The following is a 23,981-nucleotide window of genomic DNA, read 5'->3' as shown; positions in this document are numbered from 1 at the left end:
GGTCTATCGCTTGGTCTGCGTATGCCCGACGGCATTGGCGAACGAGATGCCGCCCTTGATCTCGCGCATCGCCATCGAGGTGATCGTGCGCCGCACGCCGGGCAGCCGGCTGAGCTCCTCGCGCAGCATCCTGTCGAGCGCCATCATGTCGACGGTGACGATCTGCAGGAGATAGTCGGCCTCGCCAGTCGTGGCGTGGCAGCGGCGGATCAGCGGATGCTTCTGCACTGCCGCCTCGAAGGCGTCCGACAGTTCGAAATCGATCGACACCTGGATGAAGGCCTCGATGCCGAAGCCGAGCTTGGCCGGGTCGATCCGCGTCGAGTAACCGCGGATGACGCCGGCGTCCTCAAGCGCCTTGACCCGCTTCCAGCACGGCGTCTTGCTCAAGCCGACCTCGTCGGCGAGCGCGGCAAAGGAGATGCGGGCCTCACGTTCGAGCGCCGCGACGATCTTCCGGTCGACCGCATCCAGCATCATTCGTTCTTCCAATCTGCTTCGGAGGCAGCTTTCGTCCTTCGTTTCCAGCCAATTGAATAACAGAAAGGGACAATGTTCGGCAAGAAAGCGATTAGACTCGGGAACGGGATCCAACAAGCGCCTGCGGCCCAACGGCCGCGGCAAGGAGCATGGCCATGGACAAGCAGGATTATTATGCCCGCATCGAAACGCCTGAGATGCGCGACTATGGCGTCTACCTCAAATGCGACAGGCTGCTGGCCTGCCAGAAGCCGCTGGCCGAGATGGTGAATGCCGACGAGCTGCAGTTCCAGATCGTGCATCAGGTCGAGGAGCTGTGGATGAAGCTCATCGCCTATACGCTGGTCGATGTCGTTGATTTCCTGGAAAAGCAGGACACGCATCGCATCGTCACACTGATGGGGCGCGTGCACCGGCTGATGCGGCTGATGACGGCGCAGCTCGACCTGCTCGAAACCATGTCGCCCAAGGAATACCAGCAGATCCGGCTGCAGCTCGGCAATGGCAGCGGCCAGGAATCGCCAGGTTTCAAGCAGCTGTTGCGCCTGCCGCCCGATCTGTGGCGGGCCTTCAAGGCGTCGTACCTCGACGACCGCGGCCTTTCGGTCGAGGATGTCTACGATACCGGCTACGATCACGGCGACAGCTATGTCGTTGCCGAAGCGCTGATCGAGTTCGACGAGCTGTTCCAGAAATTCCGTGCCAACCACCTCTATCTCATCCACCGCACGATCGGCCTCGGCGCGAAATCGCTGAAGGGCCGGCCGGTCGAATTGCTGGAAGCCGGCGCCCGCCACCGCTTCTTCCCGGAACTCTGGGACATACGCTGGGCGATGACCGACCGCTGGGGCAGCCAGTATGGAACGGTACGCGAGCCGATCAGCAAGCCGGGGGTCAAGTTGGGGTAGCGCAACCTTTCTTCTCCCCTTGTGGGAGAAGGTGGATCGGCGCGCAGCGCCGAGACGGATGAGGGGTGTTGGACGGAGTGCCGCCGGCGCCAAGCTGGAGCACCCCTCATCCGTCGCCTTCGGCGACACCTTCTCCCACAAGGGGAGAAGGGAAGGCGCCACTTTGGTGCCGGCGCTTGTATCTCTCAGGTTTTTCGGGGGATGATGTCGGGCTTGCGGCTGGTGGTGCGTCCTTGGGGCACAACCATCGCAACTCTGGGAGGACATCATGACCTTGGAAACCGCTCAATCATCCGTTCAGTCGCCGTGGCAGACCGCGGCAATCCTTATCGCTCGCCTGATCTTTGCCGCCGTCTTCCTGATGGCCGTGATCTTCAAATTCGTCGATATCGGCGCCACCGCCGGCTATATCGCGGCGGCCGGGTTTCCATTCCCGCTGTTCCTGGCCTGGTGCGCAGCCCTGCTCGAGGTCGTCCTCGTTCTATGCTTCCTGACCGGCGCCTTCTTCTCATGGGCAGCACTCGTCGCCGGCGCCTATGTGCTGTTCCTCGGCTTTGCCTTCCACGGGCCGTCGCACTGGGCCGGCAACCAGGCGGAGTTCGGCTTCTTCGTCGATCACTTCACCTTCCTGGCCGGGCTGCTGTTTGCCGCCGTGCACGGGCCGGGCCGCGTCCTGGCGCTGAGGCTTGGCAGGGGGTGATGCCAAAGCTTGCTGCGGCGGTCATCCTCGGTCGCCGCGTCACATCTGGTCGTTGTAAGGTTCCTTGATCTGACCGACCATGCGCGCCAGTTTCGAGAAGGACGGCATGTCCGTCTCCGGCTGACATTGATTGGCCAACTCCAGCAACCGGATCGGGAAGTTGACGGCATCGCGGCTCGACGCCGACATGCCTTCGGACCTTTCCTCGTTGGTCTCGCTGGCCTCGGCCTTGCGCAAGGCGATGTCTATCTCTTCGACGGAGACCACGCCCTTGCGGACCAGGACCTGATTGATCGATGCGATGGCCATCAGCAGGCCTTCGAGTTGCAGATTGGCGACGTTCATGGCTTTTGCTCCCATTGGCTGGGGTTCAAACGCGCGAATGCCTGTTCTGATCCGCGGCTGCGGCTGCTCGTCGGCCGGTGAGATGCCTCGGCAAATGGAGGAAGCGCCAATTGCCGACGCTGCGTTCGCGCCCACAAAGTGGCTGGCGGGCAACGCGAGGCGCCGAAGAGAATTCGGTTCTTTTGTCGCAACGCCACATTTTGTTCTTGCTTTGTGCCGGCAGCTATGCTACTAATTTGGGTATGGTGCTAATTGGCTCCAACGACCCGCCCACAGAGGCGGGTTTTTGTTTTCAGGCTTCTTTTTGATCGAACGTTGCTTGTGTTGCCGGCTTTAAGTCGGCGGGACAGCGCCCGGGACAGTACCCCCCCTCTGGCCTGCCGGCCATCTCCCCCTCAAGTGGGGAGATTGGCGGTTTCGGCGTTGCGCTCTTCCTGCAACGTTGGAGATTGGCGAAAGCCGGCGCGAAAGCCGATCTCCCCCCAAGTGGGGGAGATGTCCGGCAGGACAGAGAGGGGCGCGAAGGAATGCAGCCTAGCGGTCTTCTTGGAAGGTCAATCGGGAGGCGGACAAGGCGAGGCGCTGAACGGAATTCGCATTTTTCTGCCGCCGCGCCACATTTTGTTCTTGCTTTGTGCCGGCAGCTATGCTACTAATCTGGGTATGGTGCCAATTGGCTCCAACGACCCGCCCGCCGAGGCGGGTTTTTGTTTTCAGGCCGGTTTGGAGACGATCACGGCGAGCGAGGCGAGCTTTCCGTCACTCAGGCTTCGGATGTAGTTGCGGCGGCGCTGCAGGAATTCCGCGCCCATGACGACTTCATTTGCCTGCTGCTGCGCCGGCGAGGGCACGATGCCGGAATTGGCCCTCTTCAGCGCCAGCTCAACATGTTCGCCGGTTTCGTCGACGATTTCGTCGATGCGAAATCCGGCATCGACAAACAGGGTTTTCAATTTTTCCCGATCGGCGAGGTGGCTGGTCGCCGCAGAAACCGCCCAGGGCATGGGATAGTAGGGCTCGCCGCCGGCGAGCACGGCTTCGGTCCAGATCAGCCTGCCTCGCGGTTTCAGCACGCGCCAGGCCTCGTCGATGACCGCGGCTTTGTTCTCGATGTTCATGCCGACATAGAAGCAGATCGCCGCATCGAAGGTGCTGTCGCCAAAAGGCAGTTTCGTCGCGTCGGCCTGATGGAAGCGAATCTTGTCTGCCAGTCCGCTGAGTGCGGTCAGTCGGCTCGACGCGGCGACAAAGGCTGGTGTCAGGTCGATGCCGTCGACCTGGCAGCCATAGGTCGAGGCCAGAAACCTTGCCGGCCCGCCAATGCCGCTGCCGATATCCAGGATCCGATCTGTCGGCGAAGGAGCAAGACGGGCCACATGCTCCCGCGTGGCGATCAGTTCGCGGCCATGGAGCTGATCGAACGGATAGAGTTGCGCGGCCGCGAGTTTTCCGGCCGGGTCGGCGTCCGGGATCGCGGCCAATATGCGATCGACGATGCCGTCGCTGCCGTAGTGACTGGTGACATTGCCCATGACGCGTTCCCCTCAAGCGCAACCACCATCCCATCAACGCAAGTCTCACGCAATGCCCGCCCTTTTCGCCTTCCTTCCAGCCGTTCACCGACGAGGGTGCGAGGTCGTCAGTGCATTTTTCTGCCGCCGCGCCACATTTTGTTCTTGCTTTGTGCCGGCAGCTATGCTACTAATTTGGGTATGGTGCCAATTGGCTCCAACGACCCGCCCGCCGAGGCGGGTTTTTCATTTCGGGCTCCTGTTCGACCGAATGTTGCGTGTGCTGCCGAGGTATGTCGGCGCGAATGAACGCGACCGACTATCCCGGTCCGCAATCACCTATCGTCCATAGATTTCCCAACGCGCCCGTGCGCCCACTTCAGAGAACATCCCCATGTCCAACCGTTACGCCACCATCATCACCGACGATGACGGCCGCGAGGTCGTCAGCGCTATTGGCGAGTTCGCCGGCGCCGCTCCCTATGCCCGCCATGGCCGCTTCGAGCAGGTCGCCGCCGGCGTGCGGATCGGCATGGTGCGTGGCGGTACCGTCGATGCGGTCGGCGGCTTCGGCTTCCCGTCGGAAGCACTCGACGACAAGGCGGCAATTCTCAGGGCAAGGCTGAATGCCTTGCCCGACGCCGGTGCGATGAAGCCCGGCACGACGACTGATGCGAAACCGGCAAGCCAGCCGCGGAAGCCGAAGTCGGCACGGGCCGGCAAGAAGGCCAGGCCGCGCAGGCGCATCGTGCGGCCAGGCAACAAGAAGCCGATGTCCGCCGGGACGGCGGAGTAGGGCATGGCCAAGGCTCCTTCCGCCGGCGATCCGCAGCCGCACGATCAAGCACCCGGCAGCCGAACCAGGCGGCCGAAGAAGACGCTGGCTGACGGCTTTCTCGAAGCGATCCGCGCTGATTTTCGCGCCCATGGCGCCGGCGTCATCGCCGAGGTGCGCGCCGAAAAGCCCGATCAGTATCTGAAGCTCGTGCTGTCGGTGCTGCCCAAGGATCTTAATGTCAACATCAACAATCTGGATGCATTGAGCGATGACGAAATCAGGCAGCGCATCCGCGGCCTCGAAGCCGTCCTCAAGCCGTTCCTCGAGAAGCCGGGCTTCGCAAAAGGCCTCGCAGAGCCGGGCGGCAAGGACGGAATATCTCAGCCTGCTGGCGGAGATGGACCGCAGGCGCCGCACTAACCAGCTTGCCGCCTATCGGCCCTATCCCAGGCAGGCCGAGTTCCATGCAGCCGGCGCGACCAATCGCGAGCGCCTGTTCATGGCCGGCAACCAGCTCGGCAAGACCAGGGCCGGCGGCGCCGAATGGGCGATGCATCTCACCGGCCGCTATCCCGACTGGTGGCAAGGCAAGGTTTTCGATTGTCCGGTTCGGATGTGGGCGGCCGGCGTCACCGGCGAAAGCACGCGCGACAACCCGCAGCGCATCCTGATCGGCCCGCCGCAGCAGCAGGCGGCCTGGGGCACCGGCATGATCCCGGCCGACGCCCTCGTCAGCACGATGGCGGGACGGGCGCCGGGCGCGCTCGACAGCGTCGTGGTGCGCTGGGGCGGCGGCGGCGACGTCCAGGCCGGTGAATCGGTGTTGTCGTTCAAGAGCTACGAGAAGGGTCGCGAGAAATGGCAGGGCGAAACGCTGCACGGCGTCTGGTTCGACGAGGAACCGCCGCTCGACATCTATTCCGAAGGGCTGACCCGCACCAACGCCACCGGCGGCATCACCATCGTCACCTTCACGCCGCTGCTCGGCATGAGCGATGTGGTGTTGTTGTTCTTGTCGGCGGAGGAGGTGGGAGGGATGGGGAGGGGGTGAGGCAAGTTCAGGAAAGAAGCATTCGCTCCTCTCATCCGTTGCGTTCCTTCGCGCCCCCCTCTGTCCTGCCGGACATCTCCCCCACGAGGGGCGAGATTGGCAATTTCACCGGCCGCGCTTTGCAGTCGACGTTGGAGGTTGGCGAAAGCTGGAGTGGCATCCGATCTCCCCCCTCGTGGGAGATGTCCGGCAGGACAGAGAGGGGCGCTGTCCCGCCATCGGAAAGTTCCTTGTCAAACAACATCATCCGTCCGGCGCCTGCCACTACGATTCAATGCCGCGAGGGCGCACAATGACCCGTCACGTCACCTTCATGACCATCGACGATGCCGAGCACTATACGCCGCAGCAGCGCGCCGAGATCGTTGCCGCCTATCCGGCGCATGAGCGGGAAGCCAGGGCAAAAGGCATTCCGGTGCTCGGCTCCGGCCGCATCTTTCCGGTGGCCGAGGAACTGATCGCCTGCGAGCCGTTCCCGCTGCCGCGCTATTGGCCAAGGCTCGGCGCGCTCGATTTCGGCTGGGACCATCCGTCGGCCGCGGTCGAACTTGCCTGGGATACGGAGGCCGATGTCGTCTATGTCACAAAGGCCTGCCGGGCTTCGCAGCAGACTCCCGCCATGCAGGCGCTGACGTTGAAACCGTGGGGCGATTGGCTGCCATGGGCATGGCCGCGCGACGGCCGCCGCGAGACGCTGGAAGGTGCCGGCACCGCACTTGCCAGGCAATATTCCGCACATGGGCTGAACATGCTCGCCAGCCATGCGCAGTTCGCCGACGGTTCGGTCTCGGTCGAGGCCGGGCTGATGGAAATGCTCGATCGCATGCAATCAGGCCGCTTCAAGGTGTTTTCGACGCTTTTGCCGTGGTTCGAGGAGTTCCGGCTCTATCACCGCAGGGACGGCCAGGTGGTGAAGCTGCGCGATGATTTGATGGCGGCGACGCGGTATGGCGTGATGATGCTGAGGGAAGCGGTGGTCGACCCGGCTCTGTTCAAGGCGGCGCGGCGGAAGGCGGGGCAGAGCGATCCGCTGGGGGCGTTTCGGTGAGGAAAATCGGGGAGGGAGGCAATGCGCTCCGGCTCCGATTGGAAAACTGTAGTGAATGTCCGTGGACGTGGTGTAGCATCGAATGATCCCGCTCAAGGGACGCATCGGCGTGGCCTCACGGGGGCATTCGCCGATAGGGGAGGATCAGATGCAAAACGGAATTTCTCCAGACCACATACTGCAAATTGGCTTTGGGTTCTGGCCAGCCAAGACATTGTTGAGCGCCGTGGAACTGGGACTCTTCTCGCTGCTTGCGGACGGCCCCAAAACGGGCCTCGAACTGCAAGGCGCGATGAGGCTGCATCCGCGCGCAACGTATGATTTTCTCGACACCCTCGTCGCGCTCGGATTGCTGCAGAGGGACGGCGCCGGTGAAACCGGCAAATACGGCAATACGCCATCGACCGCGCTGTTCCTGGTCAAGCGGAGCCCCCAATACATCGGTGGAATCCTTGAGATGGCGAACGCACGACTGTATCGGTTCTGGGGCGATCTCACACCGGCATTGCAAACCGGAAAGCCTCAAAACGAGATCAAGGAGACAGGCAAGTCGATGTTCGGCGAGCTCTATGCGGACCCGGCGCGCCTGGAGCAGTTCATGGACGCGATGAGCGGCATCTCCATGGGCAATTTCACGGCGTTTGCCGAGAAATTCGATTTTTCCAAATATAAGACGCTGGCCGATATAGGCGGCGCAACCGGGCAGCTTTCGGCCATCGTCGCGGCGCGGCATCCGCACATGCAATGCCGGACGTGCGATCTCGCCGATGTGCAGCCGATCGCCGAACGGCGCTTGAGGGAGCGCAATCTCGGCGGCCGGGTCATCGCCGAGGCGATCGACTTCTTCGCGGACGAATTCCCCAAGGCGGACATCATCACGATGGGAATGATCCTTCACGACTGGAATCTCGAGAACAAGAAGATGCTGATCGCCAAGGCCTATCGTGCATTGCCGACCGGCGGCGCGCTGGTCGCCATCGAGAACATCATCGACGATGAACGCAGGCAAAACGGCTTCGGTCTCATGATGTCGCTGAACATGCTGATCGAATTTGGCGAGGCGTTTGACTTCACCGGCGCCCAGTTCACCGAGTGGTGCAAAGAGGCAGGGTTTAGTCGCTGCGAGATTATTCCGTTGGCGGGACCTGCAAGCGCAGCAGTGGCTTACAAGTAGAGGCTCGGCACCCGCGCGCAGTTCGCCGACGGTTCGGTATCGGTCGAGGCCGATGCTCGGCCGCATGCAATCAGGCCGCTTCAAGGTGGTTTCGACGCTTTTGCCCTGGTTCGAGGAGTTCCGTCTCTATCATCGCAGGGACGGCCAAGTGGTGAAGCTGCGCCACGATCTGATGGCCGCGACCCGCTACGGCGTGATGATGCTGAGGGAAGCGCAGGTCGACCCGGCGGTGTTCAAGGCCGCGCGGCGGAAGGCCGGGCAGAGCGATCCGCTGGGGGCGTTTCGGTGACGATGCTTGCGTTTATGCACGCCCGGCGGCAAAACGACGATGTAGCGGCAACATCATATTAGGGGGGCAATATGGAATCGGAAAACTCGCTGCTCGGGATATTCATCTCCTGGATGCCGATGCTGATTTATCTCGCAGCAAGCCTTTGGGTAACGATCTGGCTCACCTTCAAGCTGATCCGCGTTCAACAGGCGATGGTGCAGGCGCAGGAAGGCATTCTCGCCAAGCTGACCGAGATCGACAGCCGGATGTCCGCGAAGATACGCCAGGACTGAGATTCGCGGCGGACGCATAGGACGAAGCGCCGAAAAGCTTAGCCGGGCTCCTTAGCCCATTCGCCGCCGCTGCCATGATAGGTCTCTGCGGAGAGCAAGAAAACCTGTGCGCAGGTCGTGCACCGAAAGCGGTAACGAAGCAGATCGTCCCATGGTCCATCCGGGTTGAGATCCGAAAACGGGATGACACTCGACATAGGACCACCCGGTACTTCCTGCAGAATACCGTCGCGTATGGCCTCTTTGGCCATCGTGATCGCCGCCGCGAGACGACCGGTGCTAAAGATCGTACGGGTCTCCTCGATCGGCGCGCAGTTACTACAAGTCATGCGCTTGTTCCCATAGGTACATCCACAAGTCACAGGCCAAGGAAATCCAGACGGCAAAGAGAGTCAATCTAGCTTGGCGCCTCGTTTCCCTAGGGCTCTCCGCTTCGCAGCGTGCCGGAAAGTGACCCAACATGATCCTCCGCATCATTCGCGCCACTTTGCGCGACCTCTCCTACATCGCTGCCAACCTCCGGCTCGAGGACCGGGCCGAGATCGATTGCCAGTTCGACCACTGGTCGCCGGCGCTGCTGGCGCTGACGGCGCTGCAGGGGTTTGCCTATGTCGCCGAGCTCGACGGCAATCCGGAGGCCGGCTTCGGCGCTGCCGAGCAGCGCGGCGGCTTATGGATCGCCTGGAGCTGGGGCACGCGCCGCATGAGGCGCTGCGTCCCTGGGATTACGGAATTCTTTCATGCCGTGCTCGGGCCTGAAGTTGCCGCGCGCGGCGCCTGGCGTGTCGAGGCCCGCGCCTTGGCCGCCAATGATTTGGCGCTGCGCTGGCTAGGCCGGCTCGGCGCGACGCAACGCTGCCGCCTGCCGGGCTATGGCAGGAACGGCGAGGATTTTCTGCTCTACGACTGGACAAGAGCCTCTCACTTTGGAGAAAACTATGTGCCTTTTTCAAAAGCCGCCGGCGCTGAAGCCGTTGCCGCCGACACCGACCATTGCCGACAAGGACGTGCAGGCGCGCGAAGCCGCCTTGCGGGCCCAGCTTGCGGCCAATGACGGCACCGCAGGAACGGTGAAGACCGATCTGTCGCCCAGTGAGCTCACCGGCCAGCGCCGCGTGCTGCTGGGGGTGTGACATGGGCGCCATGAGAAGAGTGTTCCGCAACCGCCTGCTGGCTTGGTGGTATTGGCGCCGACATGCGCGGTTGGTGAAGAAGAGATAGACGGGAGCTTGTCTGCAGGGATCACAAAAGCTGCGATCCTTCGCGCCCCCCTCTGTCCTGCCGGACATCTCCCCCTCAAGTGGGGAGATTGGCTGTCATCACGGTCTTCGCCAATTTTCGAGGGATGCAGAAAAGGCGCTGTCCTCCAAGCTGCCAATCTCCCCACTTGAGGGGGAGATGTCCGGCAGGACAGAGGGGGGTGGTGCATGCCTCTACAATTGCCCTGCGGTGTTCCGCGTTTTCCGTAACAGCCCAGCGCAAATCGTGTTCCTTCCGCACGGTTGACATTCCTCCCTCAGCCGCCATGCTGCATTGCAACATGGCTATCGAGGAGTTCGGCATGACAGAAGCCCGGTCATCGCGCATCGAGTGCCTGGACGGGCTTCGGGCGCTTGCCGCGATCTGGGTACTCATCGGGCACTGCTTGTTGTTGACCGGCTGGCAGATTCCTATTCTCGGCGAACCGGACCTCGGCGTCGATCTGTTCATCATGCTGTCCGGCTTCCTGATGGTGTTCCACTACCAGCTGCGCCAGGACAGGGAGCCTTGGCAAAGGCCGGAAACCTGGCTGAAATTCTGGACCCGCCGCTATTTCAGGATAGCGCCGCTGTTCTACGTCATGCTGTTCGTTGCCCTGGCGCTTGGCCCCTATCTCTACGGGTCGAGAATGGTCATCGACGAGTTCCTGCTGCGGTCGCCGCAGGCGCCCGAGCGTTATCTCGACAGCGGCCTCAAGAATATCGGCGCCCATCTGCTGTTCCTGTTCGGCCTGGTGCCGAATTTCGCCTATCGCACGCCGCTGCCCGACTGGAGCCTCGGGCTGGAGATGCAGTTCTACGCACTGTTTCCGGCCATCATGCTGCTGGTGCGCAGGCTTGACTGGCTATGGGCGGCCATGCTGGTCGCGGCGATCGGCAGCGCGATCGTGTTCTTGATGGGACAATTGTCGGTCCACTTTCCGATGCCGTCGTTCCTGCCGTTGAAGATGCAGATTTTCCTGTGCGGGATGCTGCTGGCGGGCGTCGTCCATCAAAGGCAGAAGCGGCCTTTCGTGCATCTGGCACTGGCCATGCTGCTGGCGGCGCTGCCCTTCGGCGGCGGCTATGGGCTGAGCAAGCTGTTGATGCGGGAAGCGCTCGTCCTGGGGTTCTTTGCCCTGGTTCTCTACCGGATGCTGCCGGGAACGATGGGCATCGTGGCCAGAAAGATCGCCATGACGCTCGCCAACAGGTTCTTTCATTTGATGGGTGAGCTTTCCTTCAGCATCTATTTGATCCATCTGCTGGTTCTCCAGCCGGTGGCGGCTCTGGTCATCACCCAGTTCGGCCACGAGCTGTCGGCGCCGTTGCGCTTCGCGGTCGTTGTTGTCGTCGTCTTGCCGGTGGTGTGCCTGCTGTCCTGGATCACCTATACGCTGATCGAAGTACCCGGCCAGAAGATGGGCCGTTTCGTGGTGCAGCGCTTTGGGCGCAAAGCCGCGCTGGAGACGACGCCGGCGGAATAAGGCGCTTCCAATCTCCCCCCTTGAGGGGGAGATGTCGCCGAAGGCGACAGAGGGGGTCGCCGATCCACGCGAGACGACCCCCTCTGTCCTACCGGACATCTCCCCCTCAAGTGGGGAGATCGGCGGTTTCGGCGCGCCCGCCATTTCTTTTTCCCATTGAGTTCATCAAGCGAGGCTGACCATGAGCGATTCCCGTGCTCGCGATATTCTGTCGCGACAGGCAGAACTGGAGGGCGAACGCAGCCAGTATGAGCATGTCTGGGAGGCGGTGTCGGAATTCTGCGATCCCGATGCGCCCGACATGTGGAGCGGCAGCCGAAAGGCCGGCTTCGATTCGCAGGCTGAGCGGCAGGAGCGGCGCGGTGCGCGTGTCTACGCCAATACCATAAACTCGGCCGCCAACCGGCTGGCCGCGGGGCTGGAGAGCCTGATCATTCCGCAGTCGGAGAAATGGCATGGGCTGTCGACCGCGGCCATCAACGACGAAGAGACCGACGAGGAAAAGGAATGGGCGGAAGCGCTGCGCGACTTCCTGTTCTCGCTGCGCTATTCCGCCAATTCCAATTTCGTGCCGGCAACGCAGGCTTGCCTGCGCAACGTCGTGCGCTATGGCCCGGCGTATCTCTATGCCGAGGAAGGTTTTGGCGGCACGCTGATCCGCTATGCCTCGATCCCGGTGGTCGAGGGCTATCTCTCCCGCAACCGCTGGGGGCAGGTCGATATTTTCCACCGCCGCTACGAGCGCACGGCAAGACAGGCCGCGCAATTGCTCGGCTACGACAGACTGCCGGCGCGGATCAAGATTCTGGTCGACGACCCCGCCAAATGCGAGACGAAGATCTCGCTGATCCAGTGCATCCAGCCGCGCGACGAGCGCAAGATGTACAGCTTGAGTGGCTCCTACCAGTATCTCGATACGGCGTTCGCTTCCTATCACGTCATCGAGGACGAGGAGGCGGTCGTCAGGGAAAGCGGTTTTCGCTCGTTCCCGGTGTCGTGCTTCAACTGGCGCCGCTACGAGGGCGATCCGTACGGCATCTCGCCGACCATCGAGGCGCTGACGACGGTGCGCGAGGAGAACGCCGTGCGGCGCTCCGGCCTGCGCGCGCTGCAGCAGATCACCGATCCGGCGACGGCCTCCAAGGCAAGGCTAGACTATGTGCCGGTGCTCAATCCCGGCGAGAACTATCCCGGGCTGATCGACGATGCCGGCCGGCCGCTGATCGCGCCGATCGCCACCGGCCAGAACCCGACCTATGCGTTCAATTATGCCGACAGCCGGGCCGAGGAGATCCGCGACATGATGTTCGTCAATCTGTTCCAGACGCTGGTACAGAACCCGCAGATGACGGCGACCGAAGCCTTGATCCGACAGGAGGAGAAGGGCGCGCTGCTCGGCCCCTCCGGTTCGATCATCCAGGCCGGCTTTGCCAGCAATCTCGACCGCGAGCTGGGTATTCTGGAAGACAAGGGACTTTACGAGGAAAACAGCCGCTTCCTGCCGCCGGCGAGCCTTGCCGGCAAGGCGCTGCGGCCGACCTTCACCGGCCCGCTCGACGTGCTGCGCCGCTCGGCCGAGGCGCGCGACACCATCCAGGTGGTCACCACGGCCATGCAGATGGCGCAGTTCGACCCCGGCGTGATGGACAATATCGACGGCGACGCGGCGCTGAAGATCGTGCAGGGCGCCGGCCGCAGTCCGCAGCGCATTTTTCGCCGCCAGGACGAGGTGGCCGGCATCCGCGATGCCAGAGCCAAGGCTCAAGCTGAACAGGCCGGCATGGCGGCGATGGCTGCCGCCGGCAAGGTCGCCAGGGATGCCGTGCCGGCGGCAGTGCAGGCGCGCGACAGCGGCCTGCTCGACGGGCTCGGCGGGCTGATGCCGCAGGCTGCGCAAGATGCTTCGGGCGGGCAGGGCGTATGAGCCAAAAACGCTTCGCCCATTCCAGCCAGGCCGGCGGCCCGGCCAAGGCGCAGGATGCCCTGGCCAAGGCCTATCTCAGGGTGTTCTCGGGCCAGGACGGCGAAATGGTGCTGGCCGACCTGGCGGCCGCAACCGGCTATTACCGCCGCCCATCCTATGGCGAGTGGCTGGCCAAGACCAAGACGCCGAACGGCTTCGAGCTGCACAGCGCGCTGAGCAACGCGCGGGCCGAAGTGGTGCAGCATATTATGGGGTTTTTGACGCTGGACGAGGCGCAACTGGCGGCACTGGAGAAGGCGGCGAGGGCGGAGGCGTAGGGGCTTTAGGAAAGCGTATGCTCAGGCGAACCCCGACGTGAACATCGAGGATGTAGTAATTCATCATCTGGCTGAGCAGCAATTACTTAAGAGGCTTCCTAAATTTCCTATCGAAGAAAAAGATCAATTCGATAGAAAATCTACGCGGGACCCCTAAGGATTTAAATGATATTCTGCATCTTGTTATCATTAGGGGCGAAAATGACAAATTCTATGAAAAGTACCCGTATCCAACGGAGCAGCAGATTCTGGATCATTCTACAATGATGGATAAGAAATATGGCCATCATTTCGTGCCGCCTGTCGGAAAATATAGGTGAAAAATGGATTATTATTATGTAGAGCCATTTGTTGCTGGTGATTTTGGCAAAAATACGGTTCTCGATAACCGCGTTCACCCGCCGATTGTGCACAAACTTCACTACGAGATTGACGTTTGGATAGGTGATGTCCTGATAAGGAGTTTTCCCTGTTATCTTGTCACCAAAGAAGCCGAGCTGGAGCTGCTGAAGATGCGAGTTTCAGGGGCGACGTTTGCCGACGTCGAGGTTACTGCTTCGGAGTTGTTTCATCGGCTGCAGCCAGAAACAGAACTTCCAACCTTCGTCTGGATGAAGATCCATGGGCAGCCAGGACATGATGACTTCGGCATGGCTTCGAACCACACGCTTGTTGTTTCAGAGCGGGCGCTAGACGTGTTTGAGCGCCTCGGCAATGAGTCGGCCGGGATTCATTCATTCGACGAGCCGGAAAAGGATTGAATGATTCTAGTGACTTCGCACGTCAGAGATTTAGCTGATGGACTGCAAAACCTGAACGCGAATAGCCATCGGTTCTGCGGGCATCAATTCTGCAAGGTGCAGTCCAAATACCACGTGTTCAGATATGTTGGAGTTTGTAGCGTGACCCGCGCCTTGGTCGGAGGACCTTCAATATTTGCTGTCCTCATAACGAAGGTGTCGAGCATAAATGTCGTGCTGTCAAATGCAGCGATCTGATATACGTTTCGTCGGAAGATATCGTATTTCGTTGACGATGGTTTGAACGTGCCCGATTTGCTGGTTACAATGAAGTGATCGGCAAATTCTTGGATATCAAATTTCCTGGCCTTGTTAGCTGCGACGAATCCCGAGTCATCTGATGACGGTATGTCGGACCATGTGTGGAAGTCGCTTACTGAACATATGAAGACGTCGCCATCTTTTGAGTTCACTGGCTCCATTGCAAACAAGCAAAGCGACAAAAGGATTATGAGGCGCAGGATCGCCGGCCTCAATGTTGCAATAGTCCGCATTGCCCGCCCCCGTGGGTAGCCCTGGACGATAGCGCTGACCTCTAATCAGGGGAAGGACCAAATCGTCAGGGAAACGGATGCGCGAGGTTGACGCTGCGCCCCTCTCCCCGTTCTACGGGGAGAGCGATGCCGGCAGGCAGGTGAGGGGCGGTGCCGGCATTTCAGAAGTTTGCGCTGCCCCTCATCCCCCTACCGGGACCTCCTCCCCGTAAAACGGGGAGAAGGGGCTAACGATCAATAATCGCCGTTGTAGTAGCGGTCGTCGCAGGGGGCGGTGTAGATGCGGCCGCTGGTGCGATCCTGATAGCGGCAAAGCTGTTCGCTGCGCGGCTGCGGAGTGGTGGCGTTGCCGACGACGGCGCCCAGCAAGGCGCCGGCTCCGGCACCGATGACCGTGCTCTTGGTGTTGCCGCCGATCGCCTGGCCGGCAAGCGCGCCGGCGCCGGCGCCGAGCAGCGCACCGGTGCTGGTTCTCTGCTGTGCTTCGGTCTGCGCACAGCCTGCCAATGCGGCAGTCACCAGCATGGCGGCAATGGCTCTGGACATGGTCATCGTCTGGTACTCCCTTGAAACCTATGAGCTAATACACGGGGCGATTTTGCCAAGTGCGGTCGCATTTGCGGCGGAACATAGGCACCGTGCCTCACGAAATAAGACATGGTTGTTTTTGTCTGACAGCCTGATCCGCAAAGAAAGTAACCGAACAAGACCCAAAGAGCTTCATCTCCAGTCGACCTTCGAGAGCGCTACGCTGCCTCGATCTGCATTACCTTTTTCGCCGCAGCGGCCAGAAATCCGGATCGGCTGTAGCCGTGGCGCTCCGCATATCGGTCAATCTGATCGAGGACATCTTCCGGAATGGTGACATTGACACGCACGACCTTCGCAGCTTCAGCTTTCAAGGGAACCAGGATGGCGACACCGCTCAGATTGTCCTTGTCCGACATCACTTCCTCCAGGGATGACGGTTCGGGAATGGCCTCGCCATCCTCGACCAGCCCCTCGACATGAAAGGCCAGTGCTTCCCCGGCCATGGCACGGGCATCATCCAGGTTGACGCCGGCTGTCACCAGGCCCGGAAAATCGGGAAAGGAGACGCCGAAGTCGCTGTCCGCTTGCTTGTGGATCAATCCGATATAGTTCCGCATTTCTCTACCTCAGCTTCACGCCGGATTGTTTTTCAATACTCTTGAGAGTGCCGATCGGGATGTCGCGCTTGGGATGCGGAACTGTCAGCTGGCCCGGCTTGGATTTGTGCTTGAACTGGGCGTGACTTCCTTTTCGAGCCACTTCGTACCAGCCATCCGCCAACAGCCTGTGAATGACATCGGCGCTCTTCATGTTGTGTATAGATACACATAACTGATCCAAATGTCCATGAGCTTTTGCCGCTGTTGCGTGCGGCGGCCCAGCCGACCCCGTTTTCAATCCCGCAAGAATGGAGATACCAAATGACCCGAGGTCTTGCCCGGACGCTTTCGCGTGCCGCCGCCAGAGAAGCCGGCCTTGCCCCGCCCAGGGCGGGGCTTACCGCCAGGACGACCGGGCAGGGCGGCGCCTACCGCACCGTCTTCTCCTTCAATGCCATGCCGGTGCCGGTCACCGACGCGCAGGGCTTTGCCAGCCAGAAGCTCTTCGACTTTCTCGATGGCAAGGTGCGGATCAAGGGCGGCACGGCAAGATTGCAGTTCGCCGTGCTGACGCCACGCGCCTTGACCATCAACGACAATGCCGCGCTGACCTGGTCGCTCGGCTCGGCGGCAGCATCGAGCGCTGTACTGGCAGGCACTATGGCCAATGTGGTGGGCGCCACCGGCCGTACGCTGGATGGCGCGGGTGCCGCGCCGTCGAGCGCGTCGATTGCCGATGTTGCCGCAGCCTTGACGCTCGACGGCACCGTGACGCCGGTCGACCTCTATCTCAACCTGGCGTTTGCCACCGGCACGGATATCGACGCCGACGGCACGCTGGCGGTGTCGGGCACCATCACGCTGCTCTGGGAGAACTGGGGCGACAATGCCTGAGGCCGGCCGGCTTAGACCAGTGGCGTTCCGTCGGACCAGAATGCGTAGAGTTTCGCCCACCAGATAGCCGACTGAGGCCGCAGCCATGGCTTGAAATGATCGGGGTGTGTGCTGCGATGCAGGCTCGGGTTCTGCAGATCTTCGAGCAGCCCGACGATCGCGGCTTCCCGCACGTGGCGATTGCCTTCGACGATCCAGCGCTCGACGACATCGAAAATGTCGCTGAAGCGATCTGTCTTTCCAGCTTCGAGATGGTGAATCAGGTGGAGAGCCAGCTCCGACAAGGCAAGATACAGCGGCTCTTCCGCCTCATCGCGCCATTCATCGTGGAATCTGTCCCATTGCCCACGGAACGACGGATCGGCCGCCATGAGCGGCTCGAACATGTTCGAGCCGTCGAAGGCGAAATCTGCGGCCTCGTTCTCTCCGGTCATGCTGCCTCTTTTCGCGCGGCAGCTCCGGACTGGCAAGCTTTAAGCCCGGCTGAACCAGCCGGCACTTTTCATTGAACCCTAAGTAAAGGAATCTTCTCATGACAGATCTGGCAGACGCCGGGTCCGTGGTGGCGGCGCCACCGGCGGGCAACCTTGCACGGCCACCGGCCAACGGGGACAACGGGTCCGCCCCGCCTGCGGCCAAAAGTTGGTTTGACGGTCTTTCCGAAGGCAACCGCAAGCTTGCTGAAACCAAGGGCTGGACCAAGCCTGAAAGCCTCGATCGGGTCTTCGCCTCCTATGCGGAGCTGGAGCGGCAGCAGGGCGAGAGCCTGCGCGTTCCGGCAGCCGATGCAGCCGCGGAAGACTGGGACAGGTTCCATGCCCGGCTGCCCGAGGCGATGCGTCCGCTGACCTCACCCGAGAAGGTCGAGTACCGGCGCCCCGACGGGCTCCCCGAAAACTTCGCCTATTCGGACGAGCTCGCCAATGCGTCCAAGGCCTGGGCGGTCGAGGCAGGTGCTACCCCGAAGGTCGCACAGGCCTATCACGACCGCTTCGTCGGCTACATGGCCGAGCAGGCCAAGGCACAGCAGATCGCCCTTGCCCGCTCGGTCGAGACGACGCATGACGACCTCGTCAGGGATTGGGGACCGACCGGCAGCGATGGCTTTCGCCAGAAGCTCGAGGTCGCCAACCGGGCGATGAAAAAGCTCGGACTGGTCAATGCCTACAAGGCGAAGGGTATCCTTCTGCCGGACGGCGCCTTGACCGACCCGCAGATCGCCAAGGCGTTCCACGCCATCGGCGAGGCGATGTTCCGCGAAGACACGATCGACGGCAATGCTGCCTTGAGCGGAGGCAATCCCTTCAAGCGCAATGCCGCCGGCGAGCGCAACCTGACTGGCATCTCGGCGCTCGTCAAAAGCGACCCCGCCCGCGCCCGGCGGCTGGCACGCGAGGCCGGCGAAAATCCCGACCTGTGGATGCCCAACAATCCTCTTTAACCCAAACCTGAAGGAAGACAAAAATGGCAGACGCCTATACCCGTATCGCGGACGCGATCGTTCCGTCCGTCTATGCGCAATACTCGTTCGAGGAGCACGTCCAGTCGCTGGAGATTTACCAGGCCGGGATCCTGTTTTCCGACCCGTCGATCGCCTCGAAGCTCAGCCTGGGCGGACGTTCCGTCGACATGCCCGGCTGGAAGGACCTCGGCAACGATCCGTCCGAGCCGGTCAATGACGACCCGGCCGACTCGATCGAGATGAAGAAGATCGGTGCGCGCCGCGAAGTCGCGGCCCGCAATGTGCGTGCGCAGGCCTGGGGCATCCCGGATCTGACCTCGATCCTTGCCGGCGACGATCCGCAGAAGCTTATCGTGCGCCGCCAGACCGACTACTGGCAGCGCGCCAACAAGCTGACGCTGCTGGGCATACTGAAAGGCGTGCTGGCCGACAACATCGCCAATGACGGCAGTGACCTGGTGCGCGTCACCGGCGCCTCCATCGTCGACACCGACATCATCGAGGCCGCCTATCTGATGGGCGACCGCGCCGACAAGTTCAAGACGATCTGGATGCATTCGAAACAGATGAAGGCGCTGAAGCTCGCCGACCTCATCGACTATGTGCCGTCGTCCGAGCAGGGCGGGCCGCTGATCCCCTATTACATGGGGCTCAGGGCCGTCGTCGACGACGACATTCCGGTTGCCGGCGGCGTCTACACGGCGTTCATGTTCAAGGACCAGGCGATCCTTTGGAACGAGCTGCCGGTCAACACCGAAGGCGGGCCGCTCGAGTTCGACCGCAAGCCGCGGCAGGGCCATGGCGGTGGTGTCACCGAAATGGTCGGCCGCCGGCATTTCGTGCCGCATGTGCCGGGCACCCGCTTCCTCGATGCGTCCTCGGCCGGCGAATTCGCCACCGATGCCGAGCTGGCACTGGCGGCAAACTGGGACCGCACGGCGTCGAGCGTCAAGCACATGACGTTCATCGCGCTGAAGACGACCGAGGCCTGATCGGGCGAAGGGGGGCGGGCGTCAGACGTCCCGCCCCTTCGGGACACCAGGTCGGCCACCGTGGCGACCCGCAAGTTCACCCGCTGCGCTGCGTCGGAGTGATGTGAATTTTGGCGTTCGCTACAACATTCATGTTGCCCTTTGGCCAATCGACGGCACCAAACAGTTACAAGAAAGGGCGATGCTGCCTTGTCTTGGTAAGGGAGGTCACCATGAACATGAAGTACAAAACAGTTCAGGAAGTGCTCCGAAAAGCGGGCATTGTCATGAGTAAGAAGGGGGAAGTTCATCGCATAAACTTCTTCAGCGGCCTGGAAGACACCGCCTACTACACGCCAAGTCTTCAGGATGCCCTGGACAGGGGCTTGGCTTTGGCGGGAGGTGCCGGAAGGGTGAAAGCAAGCGTCTTTGCCACGTCAGCTGAAACAGGGATCTCGACCGGCGCACGCATCGGCTGACACAATTCATGCAAGACATCGCCGCGTTGCGCGGCGGTGTCGTGAAACTGCAATAGCCGAAGCATTGCCGTCTTCCTTGCTCGAATGGGAAAAAGACGGCTGACGAAGCGTCTGCCACGCCGTTTCATGACGGGCGGGTGGCGTCGTGACGGCCCCCGTGCACGAGACGTGCAACGTTCCGCCCAAGCCAAAATCACAAAAAATCCCCAGCCGCTTCGAAGCGGCTTTTTGCCGTGGAGGCACCATGCCCCGTTTTCTCCGACCAACCATACAGACAGAGGCCTGAGCCATGGCCATCACCCCGCTCGACATCGCCAACATGGCGCTCGCCGTGCTCGACGAGGCGCCGATCGACAGCCTCGACCAGGACGCCAAGGCGGCGCGCCTGCTCAATCTGCATTTTGACCTGACCCGCGAGGCCGAATTGACCAAGCATGCCTTTGTCTTCGCCATCCTGGCGGCCTCGGTCGCCGGCTTCGACACCGGCGGCGGCGCTGGCACGCTGAACTTCGCCTATGAGCTTCCCGCCGATTGCCTGCGGCCCTTGCCGCTGACAGGGAATGGCGAGCCGGATGGCGTGCCGCTCTCATGGCGGCAGGAGGCCGGGTTGGTCTATTCCGATCAGGCCGGGCCGCGCATCATCCGCTATGTCGCCAACCTGACAGACCCCAACGACTGGGACGCGCTATTCAGCGAAGTGCTGGTGGCGGCGCTCGCCATCAAGATCGCCCATCCGTTGACCCACAAGTCCGGCATGATCGACGTCGCACGCAGCGCCTATGACAGGGCGCTGGATGCCGCCTACTCGGCCAATGCCATCCAGCGCGGCGGCAGATTTTCGACGACGTCCTGGGCTTTCCAGCGCGGCGACAGCCGGGGCGTCGGCCGATGACCACGCTCTATCCGATCCAGGATGCCTTCATCCGCGGCGAGATTTCTCCCCGCTTGCATGCTCGCGCCTCGCTCGAGCTTTACCGGGCGGCGCTGTCGAAATGCACGAACTTCGTCACGCTGCCGCATGGCGGCATCAGGAAGCGCGGCGGCACGTATTTTTGCGCGCAGGTGAAGGCTCCGTCAAAGGCGACACGGCTGATCCCGTTCATCTTCTCGGCCGACCAGGCCTATGCGCTCGAATTCGGCGATCTCTACATCCGCGTCTATGCCTATGGCGCGCGTGTCGGCACGGTCGAAGTCGTTTCGCCTTATCCCGAGGCCGATCTGTTCGACCTGCAATTCGTCCAGTCGGCAGACCAGATGTGGATCACCCACAAGGATCATCCGGTCAAAGTGCTGACGCGCACTGCGCACACGACCTGGACGCTCGCCGATTTCGTCTTTCTCGACGGCCCATACGACAAGATCAACACCACGGCCACGACGCTAACGCCGGCCGCAACCGGCAACGCCATGCCGGTCATGGTCGCGAATACGCTGCCAAGCGGCACGGTCAGCAACAGCAACGGCTCATCCGACGTGTGGCAGGTGTTCGATGGCGACAAGCAGAAGGGGGAGAACATAGCGGGCTTTCCGAGCGGGTATCTGCGCTACCAGTTCGGCGGCGGCGGGGCCAAGACGGTCGACGCCTACTGGATTACCGCCACGAATGATCACTCAGACACTGCATCGCCGACCCAGTGGCAATTCCAGGCCTCGCACAACGGCACCGACTGGACGACGCTCGACAGCCGGGACGGAGAGACCGGCTGGTCCAAGTCGGAAACCCGCTTCTTCGACGGCTTCAACAACACGGTTGCCTACGAATATTATCAGCTGCTGTTTTCAGGTGGCGGCAGCGACGGAACCGCTATCGCCGAACTGGCCCTGCACGAATACGCGCCGTCGCAAACGCCATTTGATCTCTCGGCCTCCTCGATCGTCGGCATCAATGACGGCATCGGCTTCCAGACCAGCGATATCGGCCGCGCCATTCGTCTGCTTGGCGCGGATGGCTTCTGGCGCTGGGCCAAGGTCGTTGCCCTGACCAGCACGACGGTAGTCACGGTCCAGTTGTACGGGCATGCTCTGCCCGATCTCAGCCCGATCATCCGCTGGCGTCTCGGCACGTTCGTGCCCGGCAAGTATGTCCAGAGCGGTTCGCTTTACGAGGAGCGCCTGGCGTTCAGCCGAAAATTCTCGGTCTATGCCTCGCAAACCGGCGATTTCGACAACTTCGCCACCGGTGAGAAAGACACCGACGCGCTGGAATTCGTGCAGGCAGGTGGCGGCCAGGCCAACGACATTACGTGGGTGGCGGAATCGGACGGCGCGCTGATCATCGGGACGCTTGGCGGGGTGAGGGCGCTGTCGGGTTCCGGCATCGACGAGGCGCTGACGCCGTCCTCGTTCAAGAACCGCCGGTCGCGGACTTTCGGCTGTGCCCCGCTGCGTCCCGTCGATGCGGGGCAGTCGTTCCTCTATGTCACCCGCTCCCGCAAATCGATCGCCGAGCTGACGCAAAACACCACCGGCCGCTTCACCTCCGACGATGTCGGTCAGATATCGGAGCACATTCCCAAGAAAGGCGTCGTCGAACTCGCCTTCCAGACCGACCCCGATCCGCTGCTCTGGTTCCCGCTCGGGGATGGCGAACTCGGCGGCTACACGCACCAGCCGTCGCAGGACGTTCGCGGCATGCACATCCACCAGATCGCCGGAAGCTTCGCAGGATCGAACTGGGCCGTTGTCGAAAGCGCCGTGGTGACGCCCGGCCAGGACGGCAACGACGATCTCTGGCTGATCGTCAAGCGCACGATCGGCGGCGTGACCAGGCGCTATATCGAAATCAAGACCGCGCCGTTTGAGTATGGCGGAATCGGCGATGCATTCGAAGTCGACTGCGGCCTGACCTATGGCGGCGTCGCTGTGGGCACGGTCTCGGGGCTTGATCATCTCAACGGCGAAACAGCCGACGTCCTGGCCGATGGCAAGGTCTACAAGGGCCTTGCTGTGGCCGCTGGCGCGGTCTCGCTGCCCGGTGGGGCTACGGCAGCCAAATGGCAGGTCGGGCTCGGCTACCAGTCCGAAGCCAACACGCTGGAGCTCGATGTCGGCGGCCGCGACGGATCGATCGTCGGGCGGCGCAAGAAGGTGGCCAAGCTCATTCTTTCGCTGCTGGAAACCGACACAACCGGGCTTCAGGTCCAGTCGTTCATCCGCGGCCGCTGGGAGCAGGTTCGCATCCCGTCCGTGGTTGCACCCGACGGCGTGGCGAAATTGTTCACCGGCAATGTCGAGGTGCCGATCGACGATAGCTGGGAAGGGCAGGGGCGGGTGAAGATCCGCCACGTCAATCCAACGCCCTGCACGATCAGGGCGATGACACCGGTGTTCGACGCCGAGCCTTAGAAACTGCTGATCTCCCCCCTCGAGGGGGAGATGTCGCCGAAGGCGACAGAGGGGTCGGTTCGTCCTGACGCGGCCTCCTATCGCCTCCATCGCGGGGGAAGAACGCCGGCGCTCCCCGCGAGACGACCCCCTCTGGCCTACCGCCCATCCCCCCCTCGAGGGGGGAGATGGCCGGCTCCGTCTTCCATCGCTTCCCCAACCAAGGAACCCACCCGTGACCCCAACCCATGCCGAGCAACTCGGCAAGGCGCGGACGGCTGCCGATTTCGCTGCCATCCGCGCCTTGCTCGACACCGACCTCAACGATGCGATCGCCCGCAAGGGCGAGCTGGAAACGGAAAAGTTTCACGCGATCTTCGGCGCCGGCAATTTGACGGCGGCGCGTGCCGCATTGGACGACTGCAACGCTGAAATCGCGCTGATCGAGAAAACCATCGAGGACGCGGACGAGCGCCGCGTTGGCGCCCCCCTGGACGAACCCCCCGCCGAAGCCGTCGCCGCCACGCCGGCGCCGGGCGACGCGGTCAGGACAAACGCCGAGGCGCTCGGCGAGCGCTGGCGCACGATCCACTGGCTGATCGAACAGCTGCGCCAGGAGCTGTTCGCGGCCGATGCCTTGAGCCGCGCCATCATCGCCAACGGCATGTTCGATGCCGACGGCGCTGCCGGGGTCAGAGTCAACCTGACCACCATCCGGCGCACTGCCATGGCCGGCCCGCGCGCCGCCGCGCCATCGCGTCTCAGCCGCCCGGCGATCCAGGCCGACCGGCTGCTTTTGTCCTTCCTCAGCCCCGGCGGCGTGCTCGACCGGCGGCCTGCGATCGGTGCGCCGGTCGACGGCATCAAAAGCAAATTCATTCCCGCCGGCGAACGAGGCTGAC

General features: G+C 62.1%; 26 protein-coding genes and 3 pseudogenes. 21 read left to right on the top strand and 8 right to left on the bottom strand.

Translation table 11 applies throughout. The features are described from left to right. Positions 1 to 3: 3 nt before the first annotated feature. Positions 4 to 480, bottom strand: a complete 477-nt coding sequence (locus NKH99_RS23960; protein WP_502897310.1) for an Lrp/AsnC family transcriptional regulator — start codon at positions 478 to 480, stop codon at positions 4 to 6. A 155-nt stretch (positions 481 to 635) separates the two neighbouring features. On the opposite strand from NKH99_RS23960, the gene NKH99_RS23955 reads away from it, so the two are divergent. Both NKH99_RS23955 and NKH99_RS23950 read left to right on the top strand, forming a co-directional pair. Next, the gene (locus NKH99_RS23955) at positions 636 to 1,388 is read left to right on the top strand and encodes a tryptophan 2,3-dioxygenase family protein (protein WP_352816944.1); all 753 of its coding nucleotides are present in this window, start codon (positions 636 to 638) and stop codon (positions 1,386 to 1,388) included. A gap of 268 nt (positions 1,389 to 1,656) precedes the next feature. Further along, positions 1,657 to 2,088, top strand: a complete 432-nt coding sequence (locus tag NKH99_RS23950) for a DoxX family protein (protein ID WP_352836861.1) — start codon at positions 1,657 to 1,659, stop codon at positions 2,086 to 2,088. A gap of 39 nt (positions 2,089 to 2,127) precedes the next feature. Here the strand turns inward: NKH99_RS23950 and NKH99_RS23945 are convergent, their stop codons facing one another. Then, on the bottom strand, positions 2,128 to 2,433 hold the full coding sequence (locus NKH99_RS23945) for a hypothetical protein (RefSeq protein WP_352472199.1): 306 nt from the start codon (positions 2,431 to 2,433) through the stop codon (positions 2,128 to 2,130). Positions 2,434 to 3,146: 713 nt separating this feature from the next. Further along, positions 3,147 to 3,965 carry a class I SAM-dependent methyltransferase gene (locus NKH99_RS23940; RefSeq protein ID WP_353015883.1) on the bottom strand — a complete coding sequence of 273 codons (819 nt, stop codon included), beginning with the start codon at positions 3,963 to 3,965 and terminating at the stop codon, positions 3,147 to 3,149. A 373-nt stretch (positions 3,966 to 4,338) separates the two neighbouring features. On the opposite strand from NKH99_RS23940, the gene NKH99_RS23935 reads away from it, so the two are divergent. From NKH99_RS23935 to NKH99_RS23880, 12 genes and pseudogenes are all read left to right on the top strand, one after another. Next, positions 4,339 to 4,740, top strand: a complete 402-nt coding sequence (locus NKH99_RS23935; RefSeq protein ID WP_352820015.1) for a hypothetical protein — start codon at positions 4,339 to 4,341, stop codon at positions 4,738 to 4,740. A 3-nt stretch (positions 4,741 to 4,743) separates the two neighbouring features. Further along, positions 4,744 to 5,142 carry a hypothetical protein gene (locus NKH99_RS23930; protein WP_352820014.1) on the top strand — a complete coding sequence of 133 codons (399 nt, stop codon included), beginning with the start codon at positions 4,744 to 4,746 and terminating at the stop codon, positions 5,140 to 5,142. Further along, positions 5,120 to 5,737, top strand: a pseudogene (locus NKH99_RS23925) (terminase large subunit domain-containing protein); the annotation flags it as partial. The gene NKH99_RS23930 and the pseudogene NKH99_RS23925, both read left to right, overlap by 23 nt. A 334-nt stretch (positions 5,738 to 6,071) precedes the next feature. Continuing rightward, a pseudogene (locus tag NKH99_RS23920) lies at positions 6,072 to 6,821 on the top strand (phage terminase large subunit family protein); the annotation flags it as partial. 148 nt (positions 6,822 to 6,969) lie between these two features. Then, positions 6,970 to 7,995 (top strand): methyltransferase, encoded by a 1,026-nt coding sequence (locus NKH99_RS23915; protein ID WP_353015881.1) that lies wholly within the window; start codon positions 6,970 to 6,972, stop codon positions 7,993 to 7,995. 52 nt (positions 7,996 to 8,047) lie between these two features. Beyond that, positions 8,048 to 8,284 (top strand): annotated as a pseudogene (locus NKH99_RS23910) (phage terminase large subunit family protein); the annotation flags it as partial. Positions 8,285 to 8,355: 71 nt separating this feature from the next. Further along, on the top strand, positions 8,356 to 8,559 hold the full coding sequence (locus NKH99_RS23905) for a hypothetical protein (RefSeq protein WP_023675723.1): 204 nt from the start codon (positions 8,356 to 8,358) through the stop codon (positions 8,557 to 8,559). A 460-nt stretch (positions 8,560 to 9,019) separates the two neighbouring features. Then, entirely contained in the window at positions 9,020 to 9,613 is a 594-nt protein-coding gene (locus tag NKH99_RS23900; protein ID WP_353015879.1) for a hypothetical protein, read from the top strand. A 507-nt stretch (positions 9,614 to 10,120) separates the two neighbouring features. Continuing rightward, a complete protein-coding gene (locus tag NKH99_RS23895; RefSeq protein ID WP_352501185.1) occupies positions 10,121 to 11,284 on the top strand; it encodes an acyltransferase family protein in 1,164 nt (387 codons plus the stop codon). A gap of 181 nt (positions 11,285 to 11,465) precedes the next feature. Next, positions 11,466 to 13,208, top strand: coding sequence for a portal protein (locus tag NKH99_RS23890; protein WP_353015876.1), 1,743 nt, complete (start codon positions 11,466 to 11,468; stop codon positions 13,206 to 13,208). Beyond that, positions 13,205 to 13,525 carry a Bbp19 family protein gene (locus NKH99_RS23885; protein ID WP_353015873.1) on the top strand — a complete coding sequence of 107 codons (321 nt, stop codon included), beginning with the start codon at positions 13,205 to 13,207 and terminating at the stop codon, positions 13,523 to 13,525. The genes NKH99_RS23890 and NKH99_RS23885 overlap by 4 nt, the downstream gene beginning before the upstream one ends. A gap of 323 nt (positions 13,526 to 13,848) precedes the next feature. Then, positions 13,849 to 14,286 carry a hypothetical protein gene (locus NKH99_RS23880; RefSeq protein WP_352501181.1) on the top strand — a complete coding sequence of 146 codons (438 nt, stop codon included), beginning with the start codon at positions 13,849 to 13,851 and terminating at the stop codon, positions 14,284 to 14,286. Between the two features lie 83 nt (positions 14,287 to 14,369). On the opposite strand, the gene NKH99_RS23875 is transcribed toward NKH99_RS23880, so the two are convergent. From NKH99_RS23875 to NKH99_RS23860, 4 genes are all read right to left on the bottom strand, one after another. Then, positions 14,370 to 14,819, bottom strand: coding sequence for a hypothetical protein (locus NKH99_RS23875; protein WP_353015871.1), 450 nt, complete (start codon positions 14,817 to 14,819; stop codon positions 14,370 to 14,372). 234 nt (positions 14,820 to 15,053) lie between these two features. Then, complete coding sequence (locus NKH99_RS23870) at positions 15,054 to 15,371, bottom strand: YMGG-like glycine zipper-containing protein (RefSeq protein WP_352453776.1); 318 nt, start codon at positions 15,369 to 15,371, stop codon at positions 15,054 to 15,056. Between the two features lie 194 nt (positions 15,372 to 15,565). After that, a complete protein-coding gene (locus NKH99_RS23865) occupies positions 15,566 to 15,967 on the bottom strand; it encodes a type II toxin-antitoxin system HicB family antitoxin (RefSeq protein ID WP_352541138.1) in 402 nt (133 codons plus the stop codon). A gap of 4 nt (positions 15,968 to 15,971) precedes the next feature. Then, complete coding sequence (locus NKH99_RS23860) at positions 15,972 to 16,160, bottom strand: type II toxin-antitoxin system HicA family toxin (RefSeq protein WP_353015869.1); 189 nt, start codon at positions 16,158 to 16,160, stop codon at positions 15,972 to 15,974. 110 nt (positions 16,161 to 16,270) lie between these two features. On the opposite strand from NKH99_RS23860, the gene NKH99_RS23855 reads away from it, so the two are divergent. Continuing rightward, complete coding sequence (locus tag NKH99_RS23855; RefSeq protein WP_353015867.1) at positions 16,271 to 16,843, top strand: hypothetical protein; 573 nt, start codon at positions 16,271 to 16,273, stop codon at positions 16,841 to 16,843. An 11-nt stretch (positions 16,844 to 16,854) separates the two neighbouring features. On the opposite strand, the gene NKH99_RS23850 is transcribed toward NKH99_RS23855, so the two are convergent. Then, complete coding sequence (locus NKH99_RS23850) at positions 16,855 to 17,277, bottom strand: DUF7674 family protein (protein WP_352472071.1); 423 nt, start codon at positions 17,275 to 17,277, stop codon at positions 16,855 to 16,857. 98 nt (positions 17,278 to 17,375) lie between these two features. On the opposite strand from NKH99_RS23850, the gene NKH99_RS23845 reads away from it, so the two are divergent. The 6 genes from NKH99_RS23845 to NKH99_RS23820 all read left to right on the top strand — a co-directional run bounded on the left by NKH99_RS23845 (position 17,376) and on the right by NKH99_RS23820 (position 23,980). After that, the gene (locus tag NKH99_RS23845; protein WP_352472070.1) at positions 17,376 to 18,284 is read left to right on the top strand and encodes a hypothetical protein; all 909 of its coding nucleotides are present in this window, start codon (positions 17,376 to 17,378) and stop codon (positions 18,282 to 18,284) included. A gap of 23 nt (positions 18,285 to 18,307) precedes the next feature. Then, positions 18,308 to 19,297: a Coat protein gene (locus tag NKH99_RS23840; protein WP_352472068.1), complete on the top strand. Its 990-nt coding sequence runs from the start codon at positions 18,308 to 18,310 to the stop codon at positions 19,295 to 19,297. Between the two features lie 212 nt (positions 19,298 to 19,509). After that, positions 19,510 to 19,755 (top strand): hypothetical protein, encoded by a 246-nt coding sequence (locus tag NKH99_RS23835; RefSeq protein ID WP_352472067.1) that lies wholly within the window; start codon positions 19,510 to 19,512, stop codon positions 19,753 to 19,755. A gap of 289 nt (positions 19,756 to 20,044) precedes the next feature. Beyond that, complete coding sequence (locus NKH99_RS23830) at positions 20,045 to 20,647, top strand: phage connector family protein (protein ID WP_352685220.1); 603 nt, start codon at positions 20,045 to 20,047, stop codon at positions 20,645 to 20,647. Further along, on the top strand, positions 20,644 to 23,100 hold the full coding sequence (locus NKH99_RS23825) for a phage tail protein (RefSeq protein WP_353015865.1): 2,457 nt from the start codon (positions 20,644 to 20,646) through the stop codon (positions 23,098 to 23,100). The genes NKH99_RS23830 and NKH99_RS23825 overlap by 4 nt, the downstream gene beginning before the upstream one ends. Positions 23,101 to 23,314: 214 nt before the next feature. Beyond that, on the top strand, positions 23,315 to 23,980 hold the full coding sequence (locus NKH99_RS23820; protein WP_353015863.1) for a hypothetical protein: 666 nt from the start codon (positions 23,315 to 23,317) through the stop codon (positions 23,978 to 23,980). The last annotated feature ends 1 nt before the right edge of the window (position 23,981 follow it).

This window comes from Mesorhizobium sp. M0854 (assembly GCF_040319815.1).
Classification (GTDB): domain Bacteria; phylum Pseudomonadota; class Alphaproteobacteria; order Rhizobiales; family Rhizobiaceae; genus Mesorhizobium.
This window is presented reverse-complemented; position numbering and strand designations above follow the sequence as displayed.